Below are 26,457 nucleotides of genomic sequence, written 5' to 3'. Positions count from 1 at the left end.
TTGGCTTTCCTTTCTATCTATAGGTCAGGGCGCAGCTGCGTGGATCAGGCCGAGACGCGCGCGATGGTGTCATCGCTGCGCAGGGTGAAGATCTCGTAGCCGGTCTCGGTCACCAGCAGGGTGTGTTCCCACTGCGCGGAGAGCTTGCGGTCCTTGGTGATCGCGGTCCAGCCGTCGCCCAGCACCTTGGTGTCGGCCTTGCCCTGGTTGATCATCGGCTCGATGGTGAAGGTCATGCCGGCTTTCAGTTCCATGCCGGTGCCGGCGCGGCCGTAGTGCAGGATCTGCGGCTCTTCGTGGAACACCTTGCCGATACCGTGGCCGCAGAACTCGCGCACCACCGAGAAACCGTTCTTTTCAGCGTGTTTCTGGATGACTTCGCCGATGTCGCCCAGGCGGCAGCCCGGCTTGACCAGTTCGATGGCCTTGTACATGCATTCCTGGGTGATCTGCGACAGGCGCTCGGCCCAGACCGGCACGGTGCCGACGTGGAACATGCGGCTGGTATCGCCGTGGTAGCCGTCCTTGATGACGGTGACATCGATGTTCAGGGTGTCGCCATCCTTCAGCGGCTTCTCGTTCGGGATGCCGTGGCACACCACGTGGTTGATCGAGGTGCAGATGGACTTGGGGAAACCCTTGTAATTCAACGGCGCGGGAATCGCATGCTGCACATTGACGATGTAGTCGTGGCAGATGCGGTCCAGCTCTTCGGTGGTCACGCCGGGTTTGACATGCTCGGCAATCATTTCCAGCACTTCGGCGGCCAGTTTGCCGGCGACACGCATTTTTGCGATGTCCTCGGGAGTTTTGAGGGTGACGGTCATACAGGCTCTCTTGACGCTCAGTGGCGCGGATAAACACGGAATGGCTTGAAAACGGTGCATCGAAGGCTGAACCCGTTGTGGGGTCGCCGCGCTTTCAAAAGCCTCAAAGGTGCGATTCTAACAGAGCCCCGGGGCAAATCTGAGGCTCTGTGCGTCGCTTCTTTCTATAACAGTGGAGCATTCTGGCCCGATTCCAAGGGGGGAGCAAAAAAGCCCTCCAGGGGAAATGAGAATCCGGGTTCCGTTTTTAGCCTTCTTGTGGTATAAAATGCGCCGCTTTCCGGGGATGCTCCGAAAAGCCTAAACCCACACACGTGTCGACACGATGACCTGGGTGCCCTCAGCACAAGCTGTTGGTTGGTCATTGGGATACGTGGAGGCCTAACCCGACTTATTAAGGAACTATCATGTCCCAAGTCAACATGCGCGATATGCTGAAGGCCGGTGTGCACTTCGGTCACCAAACCCGTTACTGGAATCCGAAAATGGGCAAGTACATTTTCGGCGCGCGTAACAAGATTCACATCATCAACCTTGAAAAAACCCTGCCAATGTTCAACGAAGCTCTGACTTTCGTAGAGCGTCTGGCCCAGGGCAAAAACAAGATTCTGTTCGTCGGCACCAAGCGTTCCGCTGGCAAGATCGTTGCTGAAGAAGCAGCACGTTGCGGTTCGCCGTACGTCGATCACCGCTGGTTGGGCGGCATGCTGACCAACTACAAGACCATCCGTGCTTCCATCAAGCGTCTGCGTGACCTGGAAGTTCAGTCGGAAGACGGCACCTTCGCCAAGCTGACCAAGAAAGAGGCGCTGATGCGCACTCGCGATCTGGAAAAGCTGGATCGTAGCCTGGGTGGTATCAAGGACATGGGCGGTCTGCCTGACGCACTGTTCGTGATCGACGTTGACCACGAGCGCATCGCGATCACCGAAGCCAACAAGCTGGGCATCCCGGTCATCGGCGTTGTCGATACCAACAGCAGCCCGGAAGGCGTTGACTACATCATCCCAGGCAACGATGACGCCATTCGCGCCATCCAGCTGTACATGGGTTCGATGGCTGATGCCGTGATCCGTGGCCGCAACAACGTTGCTGGCGGCACCGAAGTATTCGCTGAAGACGCTCCAGCGCCGGCAGCTGAAGCCTGAGTAACTGACGCTTAGCGTTTACTCAGTACGCAAAAAGGGGGCTTGGCCCCCTTTTTGCCACCTCGGAAATCATTTACCGATGGCGCCCCTGCAGTTCTTGTCATGTGTGGCGGCTATCAAGGGTTTTCGAGAGCGCAGCTCAAGAATTGATCGCCCGTTGAGTCGGGTGGAATGGTTGAAAACCTATCCAAGAGGAATTTGAAAATGGCAGAGATTACTGCAGCGTTGGTTAAAGAACTGCGCGAGCGTACCGGCGAAGGCATGATGGACTGCAAGAAAGCCTTGACCAAGGCTGGCGGCGACATCGAGAAAGCCATTGATGACATGCGCGCTTCGGGCGCCATCAAGGCTGCCAAGAAAGCAGGCAACATCGCTGCTGAAGGCGCCATCGCCATCAAGGACGACGGTAAAGCCGCCGTTCTGCTGGAAGTCAACTCGCAGACCGACTTCCTGGCTCTGCAGGACGATTTCAAGGCATTCGTTGCTGCCAGCGTGGAAAAAGCTTTCGCTGACAAGCTGACCGATGCCGCTCCGCTGATCGAAGCTCAAGAAGCCGATCGTCTGGTCCTGGTTGGCAAGACTGGCGAGAACGTCAACATCCGTCGTCTGGCTCGCGTTGAAGGTGACGTGGTCGGTACTTACCTGCACGGTAACAAGATCGGTGTTGCGGTTGTCCTGAAAGGCGGTTCCGTGGAACTGGCCAAGGATATCGCCATGCACGTGGCTGCAAGCAACCCTGAGTTCCTGCTGCCATCGCAAGTTTCCGCTGAAGCCATCGAGCGCGAAAAAGCCGTGTTCCTGCAGCTGAACGAAGACAAGATGAAAGGCAAACCAGCCGAAATCGTTGAAAAAATGATCGGTGGTCGTATCAGCAAGTTCCTGGCCGAAGCCAGCCTGGTTGAGCAAGCTTTCGTCAAGGATCCAGAAGTCACCGTAGGTGCCCTGGCCAAGAAAGGCGGCGCAGAAATCGTTTCGTTCACCCGCTTCGCGGTAGGTGAAGGCATCGAGAAGAAAGAAGACAACTTCGCTGAAGAAGTTGCCGCACAACTGGCTGCTGCCAAGCAACAGTAAGACGGTTTTTCAACTGTCGCCCGAAAGAGGCTGCCCGCTCACGCGCGCAGCCTCTTTTCAAATGGGGTAACCAATTTATTGGGTTGCCTTCGGAACCGGTTTACAAAGTCGTGTTCTGATGGCGCTGTGACAGCGTCAAGCTAGAGTGAACGCAGGCTGCAAACAGCTTGCAGAGAATTTTTAAAATACGCCGCAGGAGAGATTCGCAATGGCTCAGCAGGGCAGTGGTTATCAAGCTCGCTATAAACGCATTCTACTCAAGCTTAGCGGCGAGGCCCTGATGGGCTCGGAAGAGTTCGGGATCGACCCTAAGGTGCTCGATCGCATGGCGCTGGAAGTCGGCCAGCTGGTGGGCATCGGTGTTCAGGTCGGCCTGGTCATCGGTGGTGGCAACCTGTTCCGTGGCGCGGCGCTCAGCGCGGCGGGCATGGATCGGGTAACAGGCGACCACATGGGCATGCTGGCCACTGTGATGAACGGCCTGGCCATGCGCGACGCGCTGGAACGTGCGAATATCTCGGCGATCGTCATGTCGGCCATTTCCATGGTGGGTGTGACCGATCACTACGACCGTCGCAAGGCGATGCGTCATCTGAACTCCAAGGAAGTGGTGATCTTCGCTGCCGGTACCGGCAACCCGTTCTTCACGACCGACTCCGCAGCATGCTTGCGGGCGATCGAGATCGATGCCGACGTAGTGCTCAAGGCAACCAAGGTTGACGGTGTGTACACCGCAGACCCATTCAAAGACCCGCATGCCGAGAAGTTCGATCATCTGACCTACGATGAAGTACTGGATCGCAAGCTGGGTGTCATGGATCTGACGGCGATCTGCCTGTGCCGCGACCATAAGATGCCGTTGCGCGTATTCAACATGAACAAGCCCGGCGCCCTGCTGAACATCGTGCATGGCGGCGCTGAAGGAACCCTGATCGAGGAAGGCGAACAATGATCAACGAAATCAAGAAAGACGCTCAAGAGCGCATGAAGAAGTCCCTGGAGTCGCTGGCTCACGCGTTCGGCCAGATCCGCACCGGCAAGGCGCACCCGAGCATCCTGGGTAGTGTGATGGTGCCTTACTATGGCACTGACACCCCATTGAGCGGTGTGGCCAACGTTACCGTGAAAGATTCTCAGACCCTGCAGGTGGTGCCATTCGAGCGCAACATGCTTGGGGCAATCGACAAAGCCATCGGCAGTGCTGGCCTGAACCTCAATCCGACCAATCTTGGCGAGCTGCTGCTGATCAAGATGGCGCCGCTGACTGAAGAAACCCGCAAAGGCTTCACCAAGCAGGCGCGTGCTGCCGCTGAAGATGCCCGTGTCGCTGTGCGCAATATTCGTCGCGATGCCTTGGGTGATCTGAAGAAGCTGTCCAAGGACAAGGAAATCAGTGAAGACGAAGAGCGTCGCGCCGGTGCTGAGATCGACAAGCTGATCAAAGAGTTCGAGGCTCAGATCGCTAAGGCAACTGACGAAAAAGAAAAGGACCTGATGGCCGTATAAGGGTCGGGCTTTAAATGGATAAGACCAAGCAGAGTGCGCCGTCCTCGGTGCCGCGCCATGTCGCGATCATCATGGATGGCAACAATCGCTGGGCGAAAAAACGCTTCATGCCCGGCGTCGCCGGGCACAAGGCGGGTGTGGATGCCGTGCGGGCAGTGATCGAGGTCTGTGCCGAAGCCAAGGTCGAGGTGCTGACCCTGTTTGCCTTCTCCAGTGAAAACTGGCAACGGCCGGCCGATGAGGTCAGTGCCTTGATGGATCTGTTCTTCAAGGCATTGCGCCGCGAGGCCAAGCGCCTCAACGAAAACAACATCAGCCTGCGCATCATTGGCGATCGTTCGCGTTTCCATCCTGAGTTGCAGGCGGCAATGCGCGAGGCAGAGGCGATGACTGCGGGTAGTGACCGCTTCATTTTGCAGATCGCTGCCAACTATGGCGGTCAGTGGGATATCGCCCAGGCCGCTCAGCGCCTGGCGCGGGAAGTTCAGGCGGGGCACCTGCGTCCTGAGGACATTACCCCTGAGTTGTTGCAAACCTGCCTGGCGACTGGCGACCTGCCATTGCCGGACCTGTGCATTCGTACGGGTGGCGAGCACCGCATCAGCAATTTCCTGCTCTGGCAGCTGGCTTATGCCGAGCTGTACTTCTCCGACCTCTTCTGGCCGGACTTCAAACACGATGCCATGCGCGCTGCGCTGGCCGATTACGCTTCTCGCCAGCGCCGCTTCGGTAAAACGAGCGAGCAGGTCGAAGCTGGAGCCCGGGTTTAATGCTCAAACAACGAATCATTACTGCGCTGATTCTGCTGCCGATCGCCTTGTGCGGTTTTTTCCTGCTCGAAGGTTCCGCCTTCGCCCTGTTTATCGGGCTGGTGGTGACCCTCGGTGCTTGGGAATGGGCGCGCCTGGCGGGTTTCGAGGCTCAGTCGACCCGTATTGCCTATGCAGTAGTGGTCGCTGCGCTGTTGTTCCTGATGCAGCTGTTGCCAGGTATCGCGCCTTGGGTGCTGGGTGCTGCGGTGCTCTGGTGGGGGCTGGCGACTTTCCTGGTGCTCACCTATCCGCGTACCCGTGAGCATTGGGCCGGTGCCGCGGCCAAGCTGGTGATCGGTCTGCTGATTCTGCTGCCGGCCTGGCAAGGCCTGGTCTTCATCAAGCAGCAGCCTTTGGGTAACTGGTTGATCATGGCGGTGATGGTGCTGGTCTGGGGTGCTGATATCGGCGCCTACTTCTCCGGCAAGGCGTTCGGCAAGCGCAAACTGGCGCCGCAGGTCAGCCCGGGCAAGAGCTGGGAGGGAGCGTACGGCGGCCTGTTGCTGAGCCTGGTGATCACTGCGGTGGTCGGTCTGGTTGCGGGCTGGTCTGTCGGGCAGATCATCCTTGGCTTGCTTGGAGCGGCTATCGTGGTGTTCATCTCGGTGGTTGGCGACCTGACCGAAAGCATGTTCAAGCGCCAGGCCGGGATCAAGGACAGCAGTAACCTGCTGCCGGGGCATGGTGGGGTGCTCGATCGTATCGACAGCCTGACCGCGGCCATTCCGGTATTTGCCGTGCTGTTGTGGATGGCTGCATTGTGAGTCGCCCACAGCAGATTACGGTTCTCGGAGCCACCGGCTCTATCGGCCTCAGCACGCTGGATGTTATTGCCCGTCATCCCGAGCGTTATCAGGTCTTCGCCTTGAGCGGTTTCAGTCGTCTGGCTGAGTTGCTGGCGCTGTGCATCCGTCACGCTCCCCGTTTTGCCGTCGTCCCGCATATCGCTGCCGCGCGCAGCTTGCAGGAAGACTTGCGCAATGCCGGTTCGCGCACCCGTGTACTGGTGGGCGAGGAGGGGTTGTGTGAGGTGGCGTCCGCCCCTGACGTCGACGCGGTCATGGCGGCTATCGTCGGTGCTGCGGGCTTGCGTCCGACCCTGGCTGCCGTCGAGGCCGGCAAGAAAATTCTCCTGGCCAATAAAGAAGCCCTGGTCATGTCCGGCGCGCTGTTTATGCAGGCGGTGGGCAAGAGTGGTTCGGTATTGCTGCCTATCGACAGTGAACACAACGCCATCTTCCAGTGCATGCCTGCGGACTTTTCCCGTGGGTTGAGCAACGTGGGGGTGCGGCGTATTTTGCTGACCGCATCCGGTGGCCCGTTCCGCCAAACTCCGCTGGCCGAACTGGAGCAGGTAACGCCCGAGCAGGCGTGTGCCCACCCTAACTGGTCCATGGGGCGCAAGATTTCCGTCGATTCGGCCAGCATGATGAACAAAGGCCTCGAGTTGATCGAGGCGTGCTGGTTGTTTGATGCCAAGCCCGCCCAGGTCGAGGTGGTGATTCATCCACAAAGCGTGATTCATTCGCTGGTCGACTACGTGGACGGTTCGGTGCTGGCCCAGTTGGGCAACCCGGATATGCGCACGCCGATCGCCAATGCCCTGGCTTGGCCGAAGCGGATCGACTCCGGCGTGCCGCCCCTGGATCTGTTCGCCGTGGCACGCCTGGATTTCCAGGCGCCTGATGAAGAGCGGTTCCCTTGCTTGCGTTTGGCGCGCCAGGCCGCGGAAGCTGGCAACAGCGCTCCGGCCATGCTGAACGCGGCCAACGAGGTGGCTGTTGCCGCGTTTCTCGAACGGCGCATCCGCTACCCCGAGATCGCGAGTATCATCGAAGAAGTTTTAAGCCTCGAGCCGGTTGTTGCAGTCGATGAGCTGAGCGCCGTGTTCGCGGCGGACGCCAAAGCCCGTGCCCTGGCTGAGCAGTGGCTGGGTCGCAACGGCCGGTAAGGATTGCGACAAGCCTGAGCGTATCGGCACTGGATAGGATTGCGGAGAAAGTAGATGAGCGCGCTCTATATGATTGTCGGCACCCTGATCGCCCTGGGTGTGCTGGTCACCTTCCATGAATTCGGTCACTTCTGGGTGGCGCGTCGTTGTGGCGTCAAGGTTCTGCGTTTCTCCGTGGGCTTCGGCATGCCGCTGCTGCGTTGGCATGACCGGCAGGGTACCGAGTTTGTGATTGCCGCCATTCCGCTGGGCGGCTACGTGAAGATGCTCGACGAGCGCGAAGGTGAAGTGCCTGTCGATCAGCTTGATCAGTCGTTCAATCGCAAGTCGGTGCGCCAGCGTATCGCTATCGTTGCTGCCGGTCCTGTCGCCAACTTCCTGCTGGCGCTGGTGTTCTTCTGGGGGCTGGCGATGCTCGGTACCGAGCAGGTGCGTCCGGTCATCGGCAGTGTCGAGGCTGGAAGCATTGCCGCCAAGGCAGGCCTGAGTTCCGGCCAGGAAATTGTTGCAATCGATGGCGAACCCACCGTGGGGTGGTCGGCGGTCAACCTGCAGCTGGTTCGGCGTCTGGGCGAAAGCGGCACCTTGCAGTTGTTGGTTCGCGAGCAGGGTTCGACTGCCGATTCGCCCCGCGAGCTGCTGCTCGACAACTGGCTCAAGGGGACCGATGAGCCGGATCCTATTCGTTCCCTGGGGATTCGCCCCTGGCGTCCGGAGCTCGCCCCCGTTCTGGCCGAACTCGACCCGAAAGGCCCGGCCCAGGCGGCTGGCCTGAAAACCGGCGATCGTTTGCTGGCGCTGGATGGTCAGCCGCTGACCGATTGGCAGCAGGTCGTCGACTGGGTGCGTGTACGTCCTGATACCAAAATTGTGCTGCGCGTCGAGCGTGATGGTGCTCAAATCGACGTCCCGGTGACCTTGGCAGCGCGTGGTAAAGAGAAAGTTGCCAGTGGTTATCTGGGGGCTGGGGTGAAGGCAGTCGATTGGCCGCCGGAAATGCTTCGCGAGGTCAGTTATGGTCCGCTGGCTGCGATTGGCGAAGGTGCCCGGCGTACCTGGACCATGAGCGTGCTGACCCTCGACTCACTGAAGAAAATGTTGTTCGGCGAGCTCTCGGTAAAAAACTTGAGTGGACCGATAACCATTGCTAAAGTGGCGGGCGCTTCTGCCCAGTCGGGCGTTGCTGATTTCTTGAATTTCCTTGCTTATCTGAGTATTAGCCTAGGGGTTCTGAACTTGCTGCCCATTCCTGTACTGGATGGGGGGCATCTGTTGTTTTATCTGATCGAGTGGGCGCGTGGTCGTCCCTTGTCGGATCGGGTGCAAGGTTGGGGGATACAGATCGGTATCAGCTTGGTGGTCGGGGTGATGTTGCTTGCCTTGGTCAACGATCTGGGTCGTCTGTAACGCTTCGCTGAATTGCGAATCTGCCGCATTTTGCGGCAGTTTCTTTATTGCCAGTTGGAATAAGAAAGGACTTCATGAAACGTCTGCTGCTAACTGCGGTTCTCTCCGTATTGATGATCGCCGAAGTTCACGCCGAGTCCTTCACTATCTCCGATATCCGCGTCAACGGCCTCCAGCGGGTCTCCGCGGGTAGCGTCTTTGGGGCCTTGCCGCTGAACGTCGGTGAGCAGGCGGACGATCGTCGTCTGGTGGAATCCACTCGTGCGCTGTTCAAAACCGGCTTCTTTCAAGATATCCAGCTGGGCCGCGATGGCAATGTCCTGGTCATCACGGTAGTCGAGCGTCCATCCGTCGCCAGTATCGAAATCGAAGGCAACAAGGCGATTTCCACTGAAGACTTGATGAAAGGCCTCAAGCAATCCGGTCTCGCGGAAGGCGAAATCTTCCAGCGTGCGACCCTTGAGGGTGTGCGTAACGAACTGCAGCGCCAGTATGTTGCCCAGGGCCGTTACTCGGCCACCGTCGATACCGAAGTGGTGCCGCAGCCGCGCAACCGTGTGGCGTTGAAGGTCAACATCAACGAAGGCACCGTCGCTGCCATCCAGCACATCAACGTCGTGGGCAACACCGTATTCCCGGACGAAGACCTGGTCGAACTGTTCGAACTCAAAACCACCAACTGGTTGTCGTTCTTCAAGAACGACGACAAGTATGCGCGTGAGAAGCTGTCCGGTGACCTGGAGCGCCTGCGTTCCTATTACCTGGACCGTGGCTATATCAACATGGATATCGCTTCGACCCAGGTTTCGATCACCCCGGACAAGAAGCATGTCTACATCACTGTGAACGTCAACGAAGGCGAGAAGTACAGCGTTCGTGACGTGAAGCTCAGCGGTGACCTGAAAGTGCCTGAAGACCAGGTCAAGTCGCTGCTGCTGGTCGAGAAGGGCCAGGTGTTCTCGCGTAAATTGATGACCACCACTTCCGAGCTGATCACCCGTCGCCTGGGTAACGAGGGTTATACCTTCGCCAACGTCAACGGCGTTCCGCAGCCGCACGACGAAGACCACACGGTCGATATCACGTTCGTGGTCGATCCGGGCAAGCGTGCCTATGTGAACCGCATCAACTTCCGCGGCAACACCAAGTCCGAGGACGAAGTGCTGCGTCGCGAAATGCGTCAGATGGAAGGTGGCTGGGCTTCGACTTACCTGATCGACCAGTCCAAGACCCGTCTGGAGCGTCTGGGCTTCTTCAAGGAAGTCAACGTTGAAACCCCGGCCGTGCCAGGTGTCGACGACCAGGTAGACGTCAACTACGCAGTAGAAGAGCAGGCTTCCGGTTCGATCACCGCCAGCGTCGGTTTCGCCCAGAGCGCCGGTCTGATCCTCGGTGGTTCGATCACCCAGAACAACTTCCTGGGCACCGGTAACAAGGTCAGCATCGGCCTGACTCGCAGCGAATACCAGAGCCGTTACAACTTCGGCTATGTCGACCCCTACTGGACTGCCGATGGTGTGAGCCTGGGTTACAACGCGTTCTATCGCACCACTGACTACGACGACCTCGATGTCGACGTGGCGAGCTATGCGGTAGACAGCCTGGGTGCCGGCGTCAGCGTTGGCTACCCGATCAGCGAGACTTCGCGTCTGACCTTCGGCCTGACCGCGCAGCAAGACAAGATCAAGACCGGTCGTTATACCGTCGACGAAATCTTCGACTTCGTGAACCGCGAAGGCGACAACTACCTGAACTTCAAGGCTTCGGCCGGCTGGTCCGAGTCGACCCTGAACAAAGGTGTCCTGGCGACCCGTGGTCATTCCCAAAGCCTGGTGCTGGAAGCCACTACTCCAGGTAGCGACCTGTCGTTCTTCAAACTCGACTACCGTGGCCAGTTGTTCCAGCCGCTGACCGATACCTACACCATGCGCCTGCACACCGAGCTGGGTTATGGCGACGGTTATGGTTCGACCGACGGCTTGCCGTTCTATGAAAACTACTATGCTGGTGGTTTCAACTCGGTCCGTGGTTTCAAGGACAGTACCTTGGGTCCTCGCAGTACTCCGAGTCGTGGTGTGGGTGCGACAGGCAACGCCGGTACCTCGCTTGACCCGGACCAGGATGCCCTGCCATTCGGTGGCAACGTGCTGATCCAGGGTGGTGTCGAGGTGTTGTTCCCGATGCCGTTCGTCAAGGATCAACGCTCGCTGCGGACTTCCGTGTTCTGGGATGTGGGTAACGTATTCGACTCCAAGTGCGAGAAGACCACCAACACCAACGGCACACCGTCCAATACACAGTGTAACGACATCAGCCTGAGCAATCTGGCCAGTTCCGTGGGTGTCGGCGTGACATGGGTAACCGCTCTGGGCCCGCTAAGCTTTGCTCTGGCGATGCCGATCAAGAAACCTGACGACGCTGAAACCCAGGTGTTCCAATTCTCCCTCGGTCAGACTTTCTAAGAGTCCGACCCAAGATAACGACAATGGATTTTGTAGGAGTGCATCGTGCGTAAGTTGACTCAATTGGTTCTCCTGGCGACTGTCCTGGTAGCAGGTCCGGCCTTCGCCGACATGAAAATCGCCGTGCTGAACTATCAGATGGCACTGCTGGAATCCGATGCTGCGAAGAAATACGCAGTGGACGCCGAGAAGAAGTTCGGCCCGCAGTTGAACAAGCTGAAAACCCTGGAAAGCAGTGCCAAGGGCATTCAGGATCGTCTGGTTGCCGGTGGCGACAAGATGCAGCAAGGCGAGCGTGAGCGTCTGGAGCTTGAATTCAAGCAGAAAGCCCGTGACTTCCAGTTCCAGTCCAAGGAACTGAACGAAGCCAAGGCCGTTGCCGATCGTGAAATGCTCAAGCAACTGAAGCCGAAACTCGACAGCGCCGTGGAAGAAGTCATCAAGAAAGGTGGTTTTGACCTGGTGTTCGAGCGTGGCGCAGTGATTGATGTCAAACCTCAGTACGACATCACTCGCCAGGTTATCGAGCGCATGAATCAGCTGAAGTAACCCATGACAGCGACTATAAAGCTCGGCCAGCTGGCCGAGTTCCTCGGAGCCACCCTGCGTGGCTCCGCAGAGAAAGAAATCACTGGGCTAGCCACCTTGCAGGAGGCTGGCCCAGCTCAGTTGAGCTTTTTGGCAAATCCCCAATACCGTAAGTATCTGACTGACAGCCAGGCGGGTGCCGTGCTGCTGAAGGCGGCGGATGCCGAAGGTTATGCCGGTGATGCCCTGGTCGTGGCCGATCCCTACCTGTCGTACGCGCGGATTTCCCACCTGTTCGATCCCAAGCCCAAAGCGCCGGCCGGTATTCATCCGACTGCGGTCATTGCCGAGGATGCTGTGGTCGACGCGGCTGCCAGTGTTGGCGCGTTTGCGGTCGTCGAGAGCGGGGCGCAAATCGCCGCGGGCGTCACGATCGGTGCTCATTGTTTTATCGGTGCTCGTTGCCAGATCGGCGAGGGCGGTTGGCTGGCTCCGCGCGTGACGCTTTATCACGATGTGCGTATCGGCAAGCGTGTGGTCATTCAGTCTGGTGCGGTACTGGGCGGCGAAGGTTTCGGTTTCGCCAACGAGAAGGGCATCTGGCAGAAGATCGCGCAGATTGGCGGTGTCACCATTGGCGATGATGTCGAGATCGGTGTGAATACTGCTATCGATCGCGGAGCGCTGGCCGATACCGTCATTGGTAATGGCGTGAAGCTGGATAACCAGATTCAGATCGCCCACAACGTCCAGGTCGGTGATCACACCGCCATGGCAGCCTGTGTCGGTATTTCCGGCAGCACCCGGATCGGTAAGCACTGCATGCTCGCCGGCGGTGTCGGGCTGGTTGGTCACATCGATATTTGCGACAACGTTTTCCTGACCGGGATGACCATGGTGACCCACTCGATTACCGAGCCGGGTGCCTACTCTTCCGGTACAGCCATGCAGCCTGCTGCCGAGTGGCGCAAAAGCGCGGCACGCATCCGTCAGCTCGATGATCTCGCGCGACGCCTGCGACAACTGGAAAAGCGCGTTGGGGAAGTGACCCCCGACGGTAAAGCTTCATCAGATGGCTGATACCATTTCCATATCAAGTGTGCACAGCCGTTAGACTGCCTCCTTGATTTGCTAGAGGAGTGTGCGTTAGTCGCACGCTCCCAATCTTTACTACAGGCTTCCCCCCGAAATGATGGACATCAACGAGATTCGCGAATACCTGCCTCACCGTTACCCGTTCCTGTTGGTGGACCGGGTAGTGGACCTGGATGTTGAGGGCAAGTGCATTCGTGCCTACAAGAATGTCAGCATCAACGAACCTTTCTTCAATGGTCACTTCCCCGCGCATCCAATCATGCCGGGCGTGCTGATCATCGAAGCCATGGCTCAGGCTGCGGGCATTCTTGGTTTCAAGATGCTGGACGTGAAGCCGGCCGATGGCACCCTCTATTACTTCGTCGGTTCCGACAAGCTGCGCTTCCGCCAGCCGGTGCTGCCGGGTGACCAGTTGATCCTGGAAGCCAAGTTCATTAGCTGCAAGCGCCAGATCTGGAAATTCGAATGCCAGGCTTCGGTCGACGGCAAGCCAGTCTGCTCCGCTGAAATCATCTGTGCGGAACGCAAACTATGAGTTTGATTGACCCTCGCGCAATCATCGATCCGACGGCCATTCTGGCCGACGACGTTGAGGTTGGCCCGTGGTCGATCGTTGGCGCCGGTGTGGAAATCGGCGAGGGTACGGTGATCGGGCCTCATGTGGTTCTCAAAGGCCCGACCCGGATCGGTAAGCACAATCGTATCTACCAGTTCTCCTCGGTAGGCGAAGACACTCCCGATCTGAAGTACAAAGGCGAGGAAACCCGCCTGGTGATTGGTGACCACAACGTCATTCGTGAAGGCGTGACCATTCATCGCGGCACTGTCCAGGATCGTTCCGAGACTACTCTCGGCGATCACAATCTGGTCATGGCGTACGCCCATATCGGTCACGACAGCGTGATCGGCAACCATTGCATCCTGGTCAACAATACGGCGTTGGCCGGCCATGTGCATGTGGACGACTGGGCGATCCTGTCCGGTTTCACCCTGGTTCACCAGTACTGCCATATCGGCGCCCACAGCTTTTCCGGCATGGGTACGGCGATCGGCAAGGATGTTCCGGCTTTTGTCACAGTGTTCGGTAACCCGGCCGAGGCACGCAGCATGAACTTCGAGGGCATGCGTCGTCGTGGTTTCAGCGAAGACGCAATTCACGCCCTGCGTCGAGCCTATAAAGTGGTGTATCGCCAGGGCTTGACCGTCGATCAGGCGCTCGTCGAGTTGACAGAAGCTGCTGCACAATTTCCCGAAGTCGCAGTATTTCGCGACTCGATCCAGTCTTCGACCCGCGGCATCACCCGTTAATCATGAGCAAACTGCGTATTGCGCTGGTGGCTGGCGAAGCTTCCGGCGACATTCTTGGCGCCGGTTTGATGCGCGCGCTCAAGGCCCAGCATCCCGCCGTTGAATTCATCGGTGTCGGTGGCCCGCTGATGCAGGCCGAAGGGCTGACCTCTTACTTCCCGATGGAGCGCCTGGCGGTCATGGGGCTGGTGGAAGTCCTGGGACGCTTGCGCGAACTGCTGGCCCGGCGCAAGAAACTGGTTCAGGCCTTGATCGCCGAAAAGCCGGACGTGTTCATCGGTATCGACGCCCCCGATTTCAACCTCAACATCGAGCTCAAGTTGCGTCAGGCCGGCATCAAGACCGTGCACTACGTCAGCCCCTCGGTATGGGCGTGGCGGCAAAAGCGCGTGCTGAAGATCCGCGAAGGTTGCGATCTGATGCTGACGCTGTTCCCGTTCGAAGCCAAATTCTATGAAGAGAAGGGCGTGCCGGTGCGGTTCGTCGGGCACTCCCTGGCTGATGCCATTCCATTGGAAGCCGATCGGGCTGCGGCTCGCACTGAGTTGGGCCTACCAGACGGTCCGCTGGTGGCCCTGATGCCGGGCAGCCGTGGCGGCGAAGTCGGGCGCCTGGGAGCATTGTTCCTCGACGCGGCACAGCGCCTGCGCGCTTTGCGTCCTGGGGTGCGTTTCGTCATGCCCTGCGCGAGCCCCGAGCGACGCACTCAGTTGGAAGAGCTGCTGGCCGGTCGCGACCTGCCGCTGACCCTGCTCAACGGTCAGTCGCATCAGGCGCTGGCGGCTTGCGACGCGGTATTGATCGCTTCCGGCACCGCGACCCTTGAGGCGCTGCTGTACAAGCGCCCAATGGTCGTTGCCTATCGCCTGGCGCCGCTGACCTTCTGGATTCTCAAGCGTATGGTCAAGAGCCCTTATATTTCCCTGCCGAACCTGCTGGCCCAACGCCTGCTGGTTCCCGAGCTGCTGCAGGACGACGCCACTGCAGAGGCCCTGGCCCAGACCCTGTCGCCCTTGATCGAAGACGGCCAGGAGCAGACCCGCGGTTTTGACGAGATCCATCGCACCTTGCGCCGGGATGCCTCCAACCAGGCGGCTGAAGCGGTGTTGAGCCTGATTGGCAAACCGGTATGAGTAACGAAAAGATGCAGATGGGACTGGATTTCTCGCTGGTGGCCGATGCCGAAGACCTGGTGGCCGGTGTCGACGAAGTAGGGCGCGGCCCCTTGTGCGGCGCAGTGGTCACGGCTGCGGTCATCCTCGATCCGAGTCGGCCGATTCTCGGCCTGAACGACTCGAAGAAGCTCACCGAGGCCCGTCGCGAAAAACTCTACGACGAGATTTGCGAGAAAGCCTTGAGCTGGTGCATTGCCCGCGCCGAAGTCGAGGAAATCGACGAGTTGAATATCCTGCATGCCACCATGCTGGCCATGCAGCGCGCGGTAGAAGGACTGAGCGTGACCCCGAAACTGGCGATGATCGACGGTAATCGTTGCCCGAAACTGTCGATGCCTGCCGAAGCCGTGGTCCAGGGCGATAGCAAGGTGCCTGCGATCGCCGCGGCGTCGATTCTGGCCAAGGTCAGCCGGGATCGCGAGATGGCGGCGTTCGAGCTGATCTACCCCGGTTATGGCATAGGCGGACACAAGGGCTATCCGACGCCCGTTCATCTGGAAGCGCTGGCCCGCCTGGGGCCGACGCCGATTCACCGGCGCTCGTTCGCGCCGGTACGCCAAGCCTACGAAGCCCGTGAGAACATGGGCGAGATTCAGTCCTGAGGCTGATGTTTTAGCGAAGGCCCGGTACAATCCGGCTGTTTTAGAGGGTGAAGAGCGAAGGTAAGACAAGGCGAACGGTAGTGATAAAGCGCAGTTGACGTTAGTCAATGAGCATTTTGAGCCGCTGTTCAACGCAGTATTACCGAGCTCGACCCCTTTAAATCGCCGGATTTCCGGGCCTTGTTGTTTTCGCGCTTTCTTACAGGATCACTATGCCGGCTTCATTCGTTCATCTACGCCTGCACACTGAATATTCCCTGGTTGACGGTCTGGTGCGGATCAAACCGCTGGTCAAGACGTTGGCCGGCATGGGCATGCCCGCCGTGGCGGTTACCGACCAGAACAACATGTGTTCCCTGGTCAAGTTCTACAAGGCGGCCATGGGCACCGGGATCAAGCCGATCTGTGGCGCCGACTTGTGGCTGTCGAACAAGGATCCCGAGAATCCACTGAGCCGCATCAGCCTGCTGGTGATGAATGCCGTGGGCTATCGCAACCTGACTGAGCTGATTTCCCGCGGCTTCATCGATGGCCAGCGTAATGGCCAGATCATCATCGAGCGCGAGTGGGTGGCCGAGGCCGCCGAAGGCCTGATCATGCTCTCGGCCGCGAAAGAGGGCGAGATCGGTATCGCCTTGCTCTCTGGCGACCTGCAAGAAGCGGAAACCCTGGCTCGCGAGTGGATGGCGGTGTTCCCGGACCGCTTCTATCTGGAAGTGCAGCGTACCAACCGTCCCAACGACGAAGAGCAATTGCACGCTGCGGTGGCCCTGGCGGACAAGATCGGCGCGCCGCTGGTGGCGACCAACGATGTGCGGTTCATCAAGCGCGAAGACTTCGAGGCCCATGAAACCCGGGTCTGCATCGGTGAAGGCCGTGCCCTCGACGACCCGCGTCGCTCGAAGAACTACAGCGATCAGCAGTACCTGAAAAGCGCCGAGGAAATGGCCGAGCTGTTCAGCGACCTGCCCGAGGCCCTGGAAAACACGGTCGAGATCGCCAAGCGCTGCAATATCGAAGTGAAGCTGGGCAAGCACTTCTTGCCTGACTATCCGATTCCCGATGGCATGACCATCGACGAGTATTTCCGCAAGGTGTCGTTCGACGGGCTGGAAGAGCGCCTAAGCGTGCTGCTGCCCAAGGACACCACCGAAGACTATGAAGCCAAGCGCCAGGTGTATGTCGACCGGCTGAATTTCGAGCTGGATATCATCATCCAGATGGGGTTCCCCGGTTACTTCCTGATCGTTATGGACTTTATCCAGTGGGCCAAGAGCAACGGTGTGCCGGTGGGGCCGGGCCGGGGGTCGGGTGCCGGCTCCCTGGTGGCCTACGTGCAGAAGATCACCGACCTCGACCCGCTGGCCTACGACCTGCTGTTCGAACGTTTCCTCAACCCGGAACGGGTCTCCATGCCCGACTTCGACGTCGACTTCTGCATGGACGGTCGTGACCGGGTTATCGACTACGTGGCCGAGAAGTATGGCCGTAACGCCGTAAGCCAGATCATCACCTTCGGTTCCATGGCCGCGAAGGCGGTGGTGCGGGACGTGGCGCGGGTGCAGGGCAAGTCTTACGGCCTGGCTGACCGTTTGTCGAAGATGATTCCCTTCGAAGTCGGCATGACCCTGGAAAAAGCCTACGAGCAGGAAGAAATCCTGCGTGACTTCATCAAGGTCGATGAAGAAGCGGCGGAAATCTGGGAAATGGCGCGCAAGCTCGAGGGCGTGGTGCGTAACGTCGGTAAGCACGCCGGTGGTGTGGTTATTGCGCCGACCAAGCTGACCGACTTCTCGCCGATCTACTGCGACGAAGCCGGCGACGGCCTGGTGACCCAGTTCGACAAGGACGACGTTGAGGCCGCCGGCCTGGTGAAGTTCGACTTCCTCGGCCTGCGGACCCTGACCATCATCAAATGGGCGATGGAGACCATCAACCGCGAGCAGGTCAAAAAGAACCTGCCCGATGTCAACATCGACTTCATCCCGCTGGACGACAAGAAGACTTACGAGCTGTTGCAGAAGGCCGAGACCACTGCGGTGTTCCAGCTCGAATCCCGAGGCATGAAAGAGCTGATCAAAAAGCTCAAGCCCGACTGTCTGGAAGACCTGATCGCACTGGTAGCGCTGTTCCGTCCTGGCCCGTTGCAATCGGGCATGGTGGACGACTTCATCAACCGTAAGCACGGTCGCGCCGAACTGGCCTATCCGCATCCGGACTACCAGTACGAGGGCCTGCGGCCGGTACTGGCGCCGACCTACGGCATCATCCTGTATCAGGAACAGGTGATGCAGATTGCCCAGGTGATGGCGGGCTATACCCTTGGCGGGGCCGACATGCTGCGTCGTGCCATGGGTAAGAAAAAACCCGAGGAGATGGCCAAGCAACGCGGCGGCTTCATCGAAGGTTGCGCCAACAACGGTATCGATGCCGACCTGGCGGGTAACATCTTCGACCTGGTGGAAAAATTCGCCGGCTACGGTTTCAACAAGTCCCACTCGGCCGCCTACGGCCTGGTGTCCTACCAGACTGCATGGCTCAAGACGCATCACCCGGCGCCTTTCATGGCCGCGGTACTGTCCGCGGATATGCACAACACCGACAAGGTGGTGGTGCTGATCGAAGAAGTGCGCAGCATGAAGCTGCGCCTCGATGCTCCGGATGTGAACAGTTCCGACTTCAAGTTCACCGTTAATAACGACGGCCGCATCGTCTATGGCCTGGGAGCGATCAAGGGCGTGGGCGAGGGGCCGGTGGAGGCGATCGTCGAGGCCCGTGCCGAAGGTGGCCCGTTCAAGGACCTGTTCGACTTCTGCAGCCGGGTTGACCTCAAGCGCATCAACAAACGTACCCTCGATGCGTTGATCCGCAGTGGTGCCCTGGACCGCCTGGGGCCTTACTTCCACGACGAAATCAAGGCCTACCAGGCCAACATCGACCGCAACCGCGCGGTGCTGTTGTCGGCCCTGGAGGAAGCGGTCAAGGCGGCCGAGCAGACCGCGCGAACCGCCGACAGTGGCCACGCCGACCTGTTCGGCGGGGTCTTCGTCGAAGAAGATGCGGATGTCTACGCCAATCATCGCAAGGCCAAGGAACTGACCCTCAAGGAGCGCCTGAAAGGGGAGAAAGATACCCTCGGCCTGTACCTGACCGGGCACCCGATCGACGAATACGAAGGTGAGATCCGCCGTTTCGCCCGCCAGCGCATCGTCGACCTGAAGCCGGCGCGCGATACCCAGACCGTCGCGGGCATGATCATTGCCTTGCGGGTTATGAAGAACAAAAAGGGCGACAAGATGGGGTTCATTACCCTTGACGATCGTTCGGGGCGGATCGAGGCTTCGCTGTTCGCCGAGGCCTTCCATTCGGCCCAGTCCCTGCTGCAGACCGACGCGATGGTGGTGGTCGAGGGTGAAGTCAGCAACGACGACTTCTCCGGCGGCCTGCGCCTGCGGGTCAAGCGGGTGATGAGCATGGAAGATGCGCGTACCAATTTGGCGGAAAGCCTGCGCCTGAAGGTGCACACCGAAGCCCTCAAGGGCGATCAGCTACGCTGGCTGGGGGAGTTGTGCAAACGCCATCGCGGCGCTTGCCCGATCTCCATGGAATACACCAAGGAGGACGCCAAGGCCTTGCTGCAGTTCGGCGAAGCCTGGCGGATCGATCCGGCGGATGCCTTGATTCAAGCCCTGCGTGACCAGTTCGGGCGAGACAACGTCTTCCTCCAATACCGTTGACGGTCTGGCGCCATAAAAGTGCGCCGATCTCGACCCGAATTTTTAATCTCGACCTGAACGCGCCTCTCCCTTAAGGTAGGGCGCGAATAGACAACCGGCCGGCCCAAGCTCTCTTGGACGTCGACCCAAGACGGACGCCTATGAACCCGAATTTTCTTGATTTCGAACAGCCGATCGCCGACCTGCAAGCCAAGATCGAAGAGTTGCGCTTGGTCGGTAATGACAATTCGCTGAATATCGGCGATGAGATCTCCCGCCTGCAAGACAAGAGCAGCACCCTGACCGAGGACATCTTCGGCAAGCTGACCAGCTGGCAGATCGCACGCCTGGCGCGTCATCCGCGTCGTCCGTACACCCTGGACTACATCGAGCACATCTTCACCGAGTTCGACGAACTGCATGGCGATCGTCACTTCTCCGACGACGCCGCGATCGTCGGCGGCGTTGCCCGTCTGGACGATCAGCCGGTCATGATCATCGGTCACCAGAAAGGCCGTGAAGTGCGCGAGAAGGTTCGCCGCAACTTCGGTATGCCGCGCCCTGAAGGCTATCGCAAGGCCTGCCGCCTGATGGAAATGGCCGAGCGCTTCAAGATGCCGATCCTGACCTTCATCGACACCCCAGGCGCCTACCCGGGCATCGACGCCGAAGAGCGCAACCAGAGCGAGGCCATTGCCTGGAACCTGCGGGTCATGGCGCGCCTGAAAACCCCGATCATCGCCACTGTGATCGGTGAAGGTGGTTCTGGCGGTGCGCTGGCCATTGGTGTCTGCGATCAGCTGAATATGCTGCAGTACTCCACTTACGCGGTAATTTCGCCGGAAGGCTGCGCCTCGATCCTGTGGAAAACCGCCGAGAAAGCACCGGATGCCGCCGAAGCCATGGGCATCACCGCCGAGCGCCTGAAAGGCCTTGGCATTGTCGACAAGGTCATTGGCGAGCCACTGGGTGGCGCGCATCGTGATCCGGTTGCCGCTGCCGCGCTGATCCGCGCCGAGCTGACTTCCCAGCTGGCGATGCTCAAGAAGATGGATAACGACACCCTGCTGGCGCGTCGTTACGATCGCCTGATGAGCTACGGTCTCTGATAGATCGACGCTCCTTGTAGGGGCGGGCTTGCTCGCGAAATGGGCGCCTCGGCCATTCAGGTCGAGGCTTTTCAGGCACTGCGAGCACGCTCGGTCTCTACTCAGGATCCGCTCCATTCATGAGCCCATTCGATACAGCCCTCACGCAAAAACTGCTGCAACGCCTCCTGCCCTGGCTGGATCGATCAGCCTGGCGCATCGCATTCTCTGGTGGCCTCGATTCCACCGTCCTGCTGCACCTGCTTGCCCAACTCAAGCAGCGACACAGACTTCCCCCTTTGACCGCCATACACGTGCATCACGGCCTCCAGGCTGCGGCTGACGCCTGGCCGGAGCATTGCCGGGCCCAGTGCGAGGCGTTGGCTGTGCCGTTGCGGGTGGTAGCGGTGCAGGTGCAACCAGGAGCCAGCCTCGAGCGCGCGGCGCGAGAAGCGCGTTATGCCGTGTTCGAAGAAATAACCGACAGCAATGAATTGCTGCTGACGGCCCAGCACCGCGACGATCAGGCGGAAACCCTGTTATTCCGTCTGCTGCGCGGAGCCGGAGTCAGGGGGCTGTCGGCCATGCCGGCGTCGCGTGCGTTGGGGCCGGGGCATTTGCTGCGGCCCTTGCTCGATGTCTCCCGCGACGAACTGGAACGCTACGCTCGGGATCACCAGTTGCACTGGATCGACGACCCCTCCAACCAGGACCGGCAGTTCTCCCGCAATTACCTGCGCCATCAGGTATTCCCATTGCTGACCGCCCGCTGGCCACAAGCGGCCAGCAGCATGGCGCGCAGCGCGGCGCATTTGCGCGAGGCGCGGGAGTTGCTGGATGAGCTGGCCATTATCGATCTGCAAGAGGCGGTCAAGGGCGCCGAGTTCGAGTGGCTGGGATTACCGTCCCTGGCGCTGGCGCCTTTGCTCGGCTTGTCGCAGGCGCGCCAGCGCAATGCCCTGAGTCACTGGCTGAGCCGCTTCACGCCGCTGCCGGACAGCGATCACTGGGCGGGCTGGCAGACGCTGCGCGATGCCGCGGGCGACAGCCGTCCGGTATGGCGGCTGGGGCAGGGCGAGGTGCAGCGGGCGGCAGGGCGCGTCTGGTGGTTGTCGGATAGCTGGCTGCGGCCCGTACTGTCTGCACCGAGTTGGGTCGATACCGCTGCGCCTCTGCCGTTGCCGGGTAATGGTCGGTTGCAATTCATCGGTAGCGCGCCGCAAGGGCCTTTGCAAGTACGTTACCGTCAGGGGGGCGAGGTGATGCAACTGCCAGGACGCGGCCACCGCGACCTCAAGCGTCTGCTCAATGAGGCAGGTCTGCCGGCCTTCGTCCGTGGCAGATTGCCGCTGCTGTATCGAGGCGAAGAATTGCTCGCGGTGGCGAACCTGCCAGGTCTTGACGCAAATGCCCATGAAGGTTGGCAATTGCATTGGCAGCTGCCTTCGAGCGATCAAGGTTTGAGCTGAAAGTCCCTTTCCGGTAGACTACGCTCCCTTCTTGATACAACTTCTGTGGATTCGCCTGAATTGCAGGAGTTGCCGATTACCAAGCAGTCTTTGCTGGGCGATTCCAAAAAATGTGTAGCGAGCAACGTACCGGTGTTTTCTCTTCCGGTCTGTCCCAACGCGGCGGTTTTTTTGAAAGGTGCACTGTGATTAATGCAGGTGATCGGGGGCTTCGGCCTTCCTTCGCTTTCCCCGGCGGCTCGGACCGCTTTAACGCAGACTTCTAGGGTTTTTCATGACGCGCTACATATTCGTCACGGGCGGTGTTGTTTCTTCATTGGGGAAAGGCATTGCCTCGGCTTCATTGGCGGCCATCCTGGAGGCGCGGGGACTTAAGGTCACCATGCTCAAGCTGGACCCGTACATCAACGTCGACCCGGGCACCATGAGCCCGTTCCAGCACGGTGAAGTGTTCGTCACCCACGACGGCGCCGAGACCGACCTGGACCTGGGCCACTACGAGCGGTTCATCCGCACGACCATGACCCAGAACAACAACTTCACCACCGGTCGTGTCTACGAGCACGTGCTGCGCAAAGAGCGCCGTGGTGATTACCTGGGCGCCACCATCCAGGTGATTCCGCACATCACCGACGAAATCAAGCGTCGCATCATCAAGGGCGCCGGCGATGCCGACGTGGCCCTGGTAGAGATCGGCGGCACTGTGGGCGACATCGAGTCGCAACCGTTCCTCGAGGCCATCCGCCAGCTGCGTGTCGAAGTCGGTTCCAAGCGCGCGATGCTGATGCACCTGACCCTGGTTCCGTACATCGCTACCGCTGGCGAGACCAAGACCAAGCCAACCCAGCACTCGGTGAAAGAGCTGCGTTCCATCGGCCTGCAGCCTGACGTGCTGATCTGCCGCTCCGACCATCCGGTGGATGTGTCCTCGCGTCGCAAGATCGCGCTGTTCACCAACGTTGAAGAGCGCGCGGTGATCTCCCTGGAAGACGTCGACACCATCTACAAGATCCCGGCCGTGCTGCACGCGCAGGGTCTGGACGATTTCGTCGTCGAGCGTTTCGGCCTGCAATGCAACGGTGCCGATCTGTCCGAGTGGGAAAAGGTGGTCGATGCCAAGCTCAACCCCGAGCACGAAGTCACCATCGCCATGGTCGGCAAGTACATGGAGCTGCTGGACGCCTACAAGTCGCTGATCGAAGCGATGAGTCACGCCGGCATCACCAATCGTACCAAGGTCAACCTGCGCTATATCGATTCCGAAGACATCGAGAACCAGGGCACCGCGCTGCTTGAAGGCGTCGATGCGATCCTGGTTCCAGGCGGCTTCGGTCTGCGTGGCGTGGAAGGCAAGATCACCGCCGTCCAGTACGCTCGCGAAAACAAGGTGCCGTACCTGGGTATCTGCCTGGGCATGCAAGTGGCCGTGATCGAGTTCGCTCGTAACGTCATGGGCTGGAAAGACGCCAACTCCACCGAGTTCGATCGCGCCAGCGGTCACCCGGTCGTCGGCCTGATCACCGAGTGGGCAGATGCCACCGGTGCCGTCGAAACCCGTACCGAGACCTCCGACCTGGGCGGCACCATGCGTCTCGGCGCTCAGGAGTGCCTGCTCGAAGCTGGCTCCAAGGTGCACGATTGCTACGCCAAGGACGTGATCGTCGAGCGTCACCGTCATCGCTACGAAGTGAACAACAACCTGCTGCCGCAGCTGATCGACGCCGGTCTGAAGATTTCCGGTCGTTCCGGCGATGGCGCGCTGGTTGAAGTGGTCGAGGCGCAGGATCATCCATGGTTCGTCGCCTGCCAGTTCCACCCTGAGTTCACCTCGACCCCACGTGACGGCCATCCGCTGTTCAGTGGCTTCGTCAAGGCGGCTTTGGCTCAACACCAGAAGAAGGCGTAACCCCGATGGCACAGAAGATCATCCGCGTCGGCGACATCGAGATTGCCAACGACAAGCCCATGGTGCTGTTCGGCGGCATGAACGTGCTGGAAAGCCGTGACATGGCCATGCAGGTCTGCGAAGAGTACATGAAGGTCACCGAGAAGCTCGGTATCCCTTACGTGTTCAAGGCCAGTTTCGACAAGGCCAACCGGTCTTCTGTGACCTCCTATCGTGGTCCTGGCCTGGAAGAGGGCATGCGCATCTTCCAGGACATCAAGCAAGCCTTCGGCGTGCCGATCATCACCGACGTCCACGAGCCCTACCAGGCCGCGGTCGTCGCCGAGGTCTGCGACATCATTCAGCTGCCGGCCTTCCTGTCGCGCCAGACCGACCTGGTGGTCGCGATGGCCAAGACCGGTGCGGTGATCAACATCAAGAAAGCCCAGTTCCTCGCGCCCCAGGAAATGAAACACATCCTGAGCAAATGCGAGGAAGCGGGTAACGATCAGTTGATCCTCTGCGAGCGTGGTTCGAGCTTCGGCTACAACAACCTGGTGGTCGACATGCTCGGCTTCGGCATCATGAAGCAGTTCGAATACCCGGTGTTCTTCGATGTGACCCACGCGCTGCAAATGCCCGGCGGTCGTTCAGACTCGGCTGGCGGTCGCCGTGCCCAGGTCACCGACCTGGCCAAGGCCGGCATGAGCCAGTCCCTGGCCGGCCTATTCCTGGAAGCCCACCCGGACCCGGACAACGCCAAATGCGACGGTCCATGCGCCCTGCGCCTGGACAAGCTCGAACCTTTCCTGGCCCAGCTCAAGGCCCTGGACGAACTGGTTAAGAGTTTTCCGACGGTAGAGACCGCGTAAACCCGATTTCTCCGGTAAAGTACCGCACGATTAATCGCTCAGGCCCGCGGGCCTGAGCCTTATCGTCCGCAAGTCTGCCCCCTGTTCCCTGCTTGCCGACGGTAAAGAGATTCCCTTCAGCTGCGTCGTTTTCGTCAACTTTGGAGTGTTTACAACAATGGCAAAAATCGTCGACATCAAAGGTCGTGAAGTTCTCGACTCCCGTGGCAACCCCACCGTCGAAGCGGACGTGCTTCTCGACAACGGCATCATCGGCAGCGCCTGCGCGCCGTCCGGTGCCTCCACCGGCTCGCGTGAAGCGCTGGAGCTGCGTGATGGCGACAAGAGCCGTTACCTGGGCAAGGGCGTACTGAAGGCCGTAGCCAACATCAATGGTCCGATCCGCGACCTGCTGCTGGGTAAAGACCCAAGCGACCAGAAAGCCCTCGATCAGGCGATGATCAAGCTGGACGGTACCGACAACAAGGCCACCCTGGGCGCCAACGCGATCCTCGCCGTTTCCCTGGCCGCGGCCAAGGCAGCAGCTCAGGACCAGGACCTGCCGCTGTACGCGCACATCGCCAACCTGAACGGTACTCCGGGTGTCTACTCGATGCCGGTGCCGATGATGAACATCATCAACGGTGGCGAGCACGCCGATAACAACGTCGACATCCAGGAATTCATGGTGCAGCCGGTTGGCGCCAAGTCCTTCTCCGAAGGCCTGCGCATGGGCACCGAGATTTTCCATCACCTCAAAGCTGTGCTGAAGGCCCGTGGCCTGAGCACTGCCGTGGGTGACGAAGGTGGTTTCGCGCCGAACCTGGCTTCCAACGAAGACGCGCTGAAAGTGATCTCCGAAGCCGTGGCCAACGCCGGTTACAAGCTGGGCACCGACGTGACCCTGGCTCTGGACTGCGCGGCCAGCGAGTTTTTCGAAGACGGTAAGTACAACCTGTCCGGCGAAGGCCAGGTGTTCACCGCTGAAGGTTTCGCCGACTACCTCAAGGGCCTGACCGAGCGTTACCCGATCATCTCCATCGAAGACGGTCTGGACGAGTCCGACTGGGCTGGCTGGAAGATCCTCACTGACAAGATCGGCGAGAAGACCCAACTGGTGGGCGACGACCTGTTCGTGACCAACACCAAGATCCTGAAAGAAGGCATCGACAAGAAGATCGCCAACTCGATCCTGATCAAGTTCAACCAGATCGGCACCCTGACCGAAACCCTGGAAGCCATCCAGATGGCCAAGGCTGCCGGTTACACCGCAGTGATTTCGCACCGTTCCGGCGAAACCGAAGATTCGACCATTGCCGACTTGGCTGTGGGCACCTCGGCTGGCCAGATCAAGACCGGTTCGCTGTGCCGTTCCGACCGCGTGTCCAAGTACAACCAATTGCTGCGTATCGAAGAGCAATTGAATGGCAAAGCCAAATACAACGGCCGCAGCGAGTTTCGCGGTTAAGCGGTAGATGGTACAAAGACACCGGATTGGGTCAGAAAAATCGCATCAGCGAGATTTTTGCCACTAATCTGATGCCTTAAGAGCACAA

22 protein-coding genes are annotated in these 26,457 nt (G+C 59.5%); 21 read left to right on the top strand and 1 reads right to left on the bottom strand.

The window, feature by feature from the left end:
- Positions 1–44 precede the first annotated feature (44 nt).
- A complete protein-coding gene (gene map / locus BM019_RS06590) occupies positions 45–827 on the bottom strand; it encodes a type I methionyl aminopeptidase (protein WP_009042382.1) in 783 nt (260 codons plus the stop codon).
- A gap of 407 nt (positions 828–1,234) precedes the next feature.
- Here map and rpsB point away from each other — a divergent pair, with 407 nt between their 5' ends.
- The 21 genes from rpsB to eno all read left to right on the top strand — a co-directional run bounded on the left by rpsB (position 1,235) and on the right by eno (position 26,369).
- A complete protein-coding gene (rpsB, locus tag BM019_RS06585; protein WP_007924078.1) occupies positions 1,235–1,975 on the top strand; it encodes a 30S ribosomal protein S2 in 741 nt (246 codons plus the stop codon).
- 204 nt (positions 1,976–2,179) lie between these two features.
- A complete protein-coding gene (tsf, locus tag BM019_RS06580; protein ID WP_007924077.1) occupies positions 2,180–3,046 on the top strand; it encodes a translation elongation factor Ts in 867 nt (288 codons plus the stop codon).
- A gap of 208 nt (positions 3,047–3,254) precedes the next feature.
- Positions 3,255–3,998 (top strand): UMP kinase, encoded by a 744-nt coding sequence (gene pyrH / locus BM019_RS06575; protein WP_007924076.1) that lies wholly within the window; start codon positions 3,255–3,257, stop codon positions 3,996–3,998.
- Complete coding sequence (frr, locus tag BM019_RS06570) at positions 3,995–4,552, top strand: ribosome recycling factor (RefSeq protein ID WP_007924074.1); 558 nt, start codon at positions 3,995–3,997, stop codon at positions 4,550–4,552. Before pyrH ends, frr begins: the two co-directional genes overlap by 4 nt.
- 14 nt (positions 4,553–4,566) lie before the next feature.
- The gene (uppS, locus tag BM019_RS06565) at positions 4,567–5,322 is read left to right on the top strand and encodes a polyprenyl diphosphate synthase (protein ID WP_007924072.1); all 756 of its coding nucleotides are present in this window, start codon (positions 4,567–4,569) and stop codon (positions 5,320–5,322) included.
- On the top strand, positions 5,322–6,128 hold the full coding sequence (locus BM019_RS06560; RefSeq protein ID WP_092417875.1) for a phosphatidate cytidylyltransferase: 807 nt from the start codon (positions 5,322–5,324) through the stop codon (positions 6,126–6,128). The genes uppS and BM019_RS06560 overlap by 1 nt, the downstream gene beginning before the upstream one ends.
- Complete coding sequence (gene ispC, locus BM019_RS06555) at positions 6,125–7,315, top strand: 1-deoxy-D-xylulose-5-phosphate reductoisomerase (protein WP_092417874.1); 1,191 nt, start codon at positions 6,125–6,127, stop codon at positions 7,313–7,315. The genes BM019_RS06560 and ispC overlap by 4 nt, the downstream gene beginning before the upstream one ends.
- Positions 7,316–7,369: 54 nt before the next feature.
- Positions 7,370–8,722, top strand: coding sequence for a sigma E protease regulator RseP (rseP, locus tag BM019_RS06550; RefSeq protein WP_092417873.1), 1,353 nt, complete (start codon positions 7,370–7,372; stop codon positions 8,720–8,722).
- 74 nt (positions 8,723–8,796) lie between these two features.
- On the top strand, positions 8,797–11,184 hold the full coding sequence (gene bamA / locus BM019_RS06545) for an outer membrane protein assembly factor BamA (protein WP_053259798.1): 2,388 nt from the start codon (positions 8,797–8,799) through the stop codon (positions 11,182–11,184).
- Positions 11,185–11,229: 45 nt separating this feature from the next.
- Positions 11,230–11,733, top strand: coding sequence for an OmpH/Skp family outer membrane protein (locus BM019_RS06540; RefSeq protein WP_007924063.1), 504 nt, complete (start codon positions 11,230–11,232; stop codon positions 11,731–11,733).
- A 3-nt stretch (positions 11,734–11,736) separates the two neighbouring features.
- Positions 11,737–12,792: a UDP-3-O-(3-hydroxymyristoyl)glucosamine N-acyltransferase gene (gene lpxD, locus BM019_RS06535; RefSeq protein ID WP_092417872.1), complete on the top strand. Its 1,056-nt coding sequence runs from the start codon at positions 11,737–11,739 to the stop codon at positions 12,790–12,792.
- A 109-nt stretch (positions 12,793–12,901) separates the two neighbouring features.
- Entirely contained in the window at positions 12,902–13,342 is a 441-nt protein-coding gene (gene fabZ, locus BM019_RS06530; RefSeq protein ID WP_007924058.1) for a 3-hydroxyacyl-ACP dehydratase FabZ, read from the top strand.
- Complete coding sequence (lpxA, locus tag BM019_RS06525) at positions 13,339–14,115, top strand: acyl-ACP--UDP-N-acetylglucosamine O-acyltransferase (protein WP_009042389.1); 777 nt, start codon at positions 13,339–13,341, stop codon at positions 14,113–14,115. The genes fabZ and lpxA overlap by 4 nt, the downstream gene beginning before the upstream one ends.
- Complete coding sequence (gene lpxB, locus BM019_RS06520; protein WP_175510602.1) at positions 14,115–15,248, top strand: lipid-A-disaccharide synthase; 1,134 nt, start codon at positions 14,115–14,117, stop codon at positions 15,246–15,248. Before lpxA ends, lpxB begins: the two co-directional genes overlap by 1 nt.
- Before the next feature lie 11 nt (positions 15,249–15,259).
- Entirely contained in the window at positions 15,260–15,892 is a 633-nt protein-coding gene (gene rnhB, locus BM019_RS06515; protein WP_092418011.1) for a ribonuclease HII, read from the top strand.
- A gap of 212 nt (positions 15,893–16,104) precedes the next feature.
- Positions 16,105–19,629, top strand: coding sequence for a DNA polymerase III subunit alpha (gene dnaE, locus BM019_RS06510; protein WP_062823533.1), 3,525 nt, complete (start codon positions 16,105–16,107; stop codon positions 19,627–19,629).
- 140 nt (positions 19,630–19,769) lie between these two features.
- Complete coding sequence (locus BM019_RS06505) at positions 19,770–20,717, top strand: acetyl-CoA carboxylase carboxyltransferase subunit alpha (protein ID WP_062823532.1); 948 nt, start codon at positions 19,770–19,772, stop codon at positions 20,715–20,717.
- Positions 20,718–20,836: 119 nt separating this feature from the next.
- Positions 20,837–22,165 carry a tRNA lysidine(34) synthetase TilS gene (tilS, locus tag BM019_RS06500; protein WP_092417870.1) on the top strand — a complete coding sequence of 443 codons (1,329 nt, stop codon included), beginning with the start codon at positions 20,837–20,839 and terminating at the stop codon, positions 22,163–22,165.
- A 274-nt stretch (positions 22,166–22,439) separates the two neighbouring features.
- Complete coding sequence (locus BM019_RS06495; RefSeq protein ID WP_085529956.1) at positions 22,440–24,071, top strand: CTP synthase; 1,632 nt, start codon at positions 22,440–22,442, stop codon at positions 24,069–24,071.
- Positions 24,072–24,076: 5 nt separating this feature from the next.
- Positions 24,077–24,922 carry a 3-deoxy-8-phosphooctulonate synthase gene (kdsA, locus tag BM019_RS06490; protein ID WP_092417869.1) on the top strand — a complete coding sequence of 282 codons (846 nt, stop codon included), beginning with the start codon at positions 24,077–24,079 and terminating at the stop codon, positions 24,920–24,922.
- 157 nt (positions 24,923–25,079) lie between these two features.
- Positions 25,080–26,369: a phosphopyruvate hydratase gene (gene eno / locus BM019_RS06485; protein WP_009042397.1), complete on the top strand. Its 1,290-nt coding sequence runs from the start codon at positions 25,080–25,082 to the stop codon at positions 26,367–26,369.
- Positions 26,370–26,457: the final 88 nt, after the last annotated feature.

The organism is Pseudomonas sp. NFPP07 (assembly GCF_900115645.1).
Taxonomy (GTDB): domain Bacteria; phylum Pseudomonadota; class Gammaproteobacteria; order Pseudomonadales; family Pseudomonadaceae; genus Aquipseudomonas; species Aquipseudomonas chlororaphis.
This window is presented reverse-complemented; position numbering and strand designations above follow the sequence as displayed.